Source organism: Vibrio sp. L3-7, from assembly GCF_963898195.1.
Taxonomy (GTDB): Bacteria; Pseudomonadota; Gammaproteobacteria; order Enterobacterales; family Vibrionaceae; genus Vibrio; species Vibrio echinoideorum.
In genome coordinates this window covers 1-3,864 of sequence record NZ_CAWQUW010000050.1, presented here as the reverse complement: position 1 = coordinate 3,864, position 3,864 = coordinate 1, and the positions used below count along the sequence as shown (strand labels likewise).

The window sequence follows — 3,864 nt, the reverse complement described above, 5'->3', positions numbered from 1 at the left end:
ACAACATGGCTGAAAGCTTAATACTTGAAGGGCGAAGGGAAAGGACATTCCCTAGAACAGTTAAACCCAGACCACAACGGTATGCTAAGAACAAAAATGCCGTTCACTCTTAAGTGAACGGCATTAGGGCATATAGGCGGCTTTGTTGCGTAATTAAATTTAGAGATAGAGCCACCCCGTTTCGCGTATTTCTTAGTCAATACGAGAACATAGCAGCTACGCTGCAATTGGGCACGTGATAGGTTTATCTGTATAATCAAACTCTCCATTCGCTATCATGACGCTCCGATAACCTTCACTGACCATGGCTACTCGCACTTCTGTTAATACACCCTATCAACCCAGACCACTTAACTTTCTACTTGGCAACATATGGTGGCGACTGACTCAACGCTACGAGATATCGAAATCATTGAAGTCACTAAAATGCTCGCCTGCGGCAAACCGGCTTTAGGTTGTAAAGAGCTACATTGTGAAAACAAAGACTGCACCCACTCCAAAAATATCTGGTTTACTTGCTCTAGTCGAGCCTGCTCTCGTTGTGGCAAAAAGTCGACCGATAACTGGATAATCCAACAGATAGAGCGAATGCCGTATTGTCCTTGGATGCACATGACATTCACTTTCCCTGACGTTTTATGGCCCCTGTTTCGCACCAATCGATGGTTACTCGATAAACTTTGCCAACTCGCCGTCGACAATCTCCTTTATGCGGCAAAGCAGGTAGGGTTAGAAATTGGAATTTTCTGCGCACTGCATACCTTTGGGAGACGCTTAACTTGGCACCCTCATGTTCATGTATCAGTGACCCTTGGTGGGGTAAATTCACATGGCGATTGGAAGGCGCTCTCCTATTGCCATGAAAAAGTCGAACAACGTTGGCGGCATGGGCTCTGCGATTTACTGTTATCTGAGTATGATTCTCTCAATATTGACGACTCAGATACTCACTGCCGTGACTTTGATGAATTTCGACGTTTCATTAACGCTCAACGTCAACGCTTTTGGCATGTACACTTTGCGCGGAAAACCCAACACCCAAAAGCGACCATCAACTATCTTGGTCGCTACCTAAAACGCCCACCGATTTCTGGGGCAAAACTGGCTCATTATCGCGGGGAAGCCAACCTTTCTTTCCGTTATCTCGACCATCACACGGGGAAATATGAAACTGAGGAGGTCAGCCAGCTTGAGTTAATTAAACGTCTCATTCAGCACATTCCAGAGAGAAACTTTCGCATGATGCGCTACTTTGGTTTTCTGGCCAATCGTGTGATTGGAGATAAGTTGCCTAAAGTGCGTGACGCTCTGGGTATGGATAGACATCCCCATCCTACGCCACCACTCCGATATGGTCAGATGATGAAATCCTTTTTAAAAGTGGATCCGTTTGAATGCATTCTGTGTGGCCACCGAATGCGACTTACGGCTTTCCATGCAGGAACTGGTCGGAAAAACATCGTCAATGAAGCTTTGAGTTGGCGTGGTGAAGGTGTCGCATAGGAAAGATCTATCCAAAATTAGGGTTATCTACAATTTCACTGATATATGGCACGCCTATCATCTGCTTAAGTGATTGGTAAATTAATATTCCCGAAAAATTAGCCCCCCCAACCTTCAGAAAACTCCGTATTAGAGACTTTGAAATCGCTAAACATCAAGCTACCGAGCTTCTACCTCTACCATCACAGGCTAGTCTATGCCACTGAAGCCGTTTTAGTTGTTGGCTCTTCCTCTTTCGAGTTGGCTTCAGCAGTCGTTGCTACGTCAACTACATTCAACATATCTTTCTCTTTCTGCTCGATTTTATTTCTTTCTTTAGCATTTAGGTGTCGTAACAGTGGGCTGACCAAAGGCACGTTATCTAAACGATTAATCGCGTCGGCTAATTTTGAACTTTTGTCAATCGCATCAATAATCGGATGATCTGAGTTGTTATAATCAGATATTAACTTGCCTGGGTTTTCGCTGTTAACTTGAAGCAAGTTGAAAAGCAATTTAGTTCTTAACTCACCACTAGTGTCATCTTCGCCAATTGTGTCAATTTGATTTGACAAGCCTTCAAATGTTCGGCTCGAAACTTCTTTATGTGTGTACTCTTCAATTAGTCGTTTACTAAGCTTATAGCTCTTGTTTGATGAGTAAGCGACCCATAGGATAGGAGCGTAAACAGGTAACATCATAGAGTAAATCATCGGAGCATCTTGAATAACGGAAGCAAACTGCTCACTCAAAAATATTACTCGAACCATACTGAATGCAACTGGCAACAAAGAACATACTATCAACCAGCGAATAGCTTTATTGAACGAAACCTCATGTTTATCTAATTGTTCTTTTTCAACTTTAATTTTGTCGATATATGCACCAGAAAGACCAGCCGTAAGCGCATCGGGAAGAAGTGACTTTATCTGTGCAATAATTGAACTATATTGCTTTTCACCTTTTGATATGAACGACTCTAACCCTTCTTGGTATTGGCCTTCAATAGAGTCTAATTTTTCATTGTATCTTTGCTCTACGCTCGAAACTTCTTCGTTTAACGATGCAACATCATTTTTGATTTTAGAATAAGCATCTTTAAGTTCTTCTTTTAAGCCACCTTGTTCTACTTCTTCACCGTTGTCATCTTCATATGTAAAGCCAAAGACTTCACCATGAAGGGTGTCAAATTCACTTTTCTGTTTAGTTGCATTACTCAGCAAAGATTTCAACTTACCTGCAACCAATTCGGTATTGGTTACTTGTTCTGATAACGACTCGACTTTCACCGCCAAGCGATCTTTCTCAGTAACTAAACGACTAAGCTCCTGTAGAGCTTCGTCAATTTCTGCTTTAGATTCTAAGTATTGTTCATGGTATTGAGCTATTGATTCTGATTTCTCAGAAGCACTAGACCCATACTCTTTGATAGTTGCCAGATTCGAGTCTGATTCATCTTTCAATGAAATGACAAGTTCATGAGTATCTTCAACACTTTTGTAAATGGCATCAATCTCACCCAAGCGTTCTTCAGCTTTGTTTTTTACTTCGGTGGCTTTGTTTCTAGCTCCCAAAGCTTTGGAATAATGCTTTGGTGCGCTCTGCTCTAGCAATTCAAGCTGTTGATTAGTCGTTTCTAATTTTGCTTTAAGAGCATTCATCTCTGTCCAGAGATACTCTTTCTCTTTGTTTAGCTTTTCTGTTAGTCGGTCTTCTGTAGTCAAAAACAAAGCTATTACCCACCCTATGCCACCACGTTAGTATTGATGTATTTTCCACCAAATCACTTTTAAAATCAAAAGCATGAACAAATGAGCACCAAAAACTAAGACCACGTTCTCTTTAGGCAAGGTGATAGACTCGTTTTTCTGTCTCAAATTTTTGCATAACGCCAATACACCCATAAATATCTCCAAAACGGAGATGAAAATGAAACTTAGACCACGCCAATCACATACCCTAGATGTTTATCTGGCAGAAGCGAATACGCTAGCCGTTAAAAAGCTATTGAAAATGCACTCAAAAACCACTGCCAAGGTAATCAATCGTAAACTCAGTTCATTACTGACACATATACTCGTTAGTCTGTTTGAACCGAGAGAAGCCACCCTACAACTACTACAGCTAATGGGGTCGCGTCTTGCCTTTTACTTCCATTAGTTAAATTATTGCAAATACTGAAATTGAAGAATGAGGCGGATGTCGAGTTAACTGATCTTGGGGCAATTTCGCGTTACGAATCGAAACAACACCAATGTGATCACCAAGCGATTCTGTCGTATCGTAACTACCAAGCGACTTTGTCATTCGCTTAATTACCGAGGGAAATTGACGGTCTCTATTTTTACGTAATCCTTTGACTAGTGCTACGAATTAGTCAGG

General features: G+C 41.5%; 3 protein-coding genes. 2 read left to right on the top strand and 1 reads right to left on the bottom strand.

Going from position 1 to position 3,864, the window contains the following annotated elements; translation table 11 throughout:
- The first annotated feature begins 372 nt into the window (after nucleotides 1-372).
- Complete coding sequence (locus tag AACW75_RS21665) at nucleotides 373-1,503, top strand: IS91 family transposase (RefSeq protein WP_145570638.1); 1,131 nt, start codon at nucleotides 373-375, stop codon at nucleotides 1,501-1,503.
- Between the two features lie 194 nt (nucleotides 1,504-1,697).
- Here AACW75_RS21665 and AACW75_RS21660 read toward each other — a convergent pair whose 3' ends face one another.
- Nucleotides 1,698-3,212, bottom strand: a complete 1,515-nt coding sequence (locus AACW75_RS21660) for a hypothetical protein (protein WP_145570636.1) — start codon at nucleotides 3,210-3,212, stop codon at nucleotides 1,698-1,700.
- Nucleotides 3,213-3,411: 199 nt separating this feature from the next.
- Here AACW75_RS21660 and AACW75_RS21655 point away from each other — a divergent pair, with 199 nt between their 5' ends.
- Nucleotides 3,412-3,642, top strand: coding sequence for a hypothetical protein (locus tag AACW75_RS21655; RefSeq protein ID WP_048664420.1), 231 nt, complete (start codon nucleotides 3,412-3,414; stop codon nucleotides 3,640-3,642).
- Nucleotides 3,643-3,864: the final 222 nt, after the last annotated feature.

Excerpts from the sequence above, each read along its gene's own strand:
- AACW75_RS21665 (WP_145570638.1), top strand. The coding sequence starts at position 373 with ATGGTGGCGACTGACTCAACGCTACGAGATATCGAAATCATTGAAGTC.
- AACW75_RS21655 (WP_048664420.1), top strand. The coding sequence starts at position 3,412 with ATGAAACTTAGACCACGCCAATCACATACCCTAGATGTTTATCTGGCA.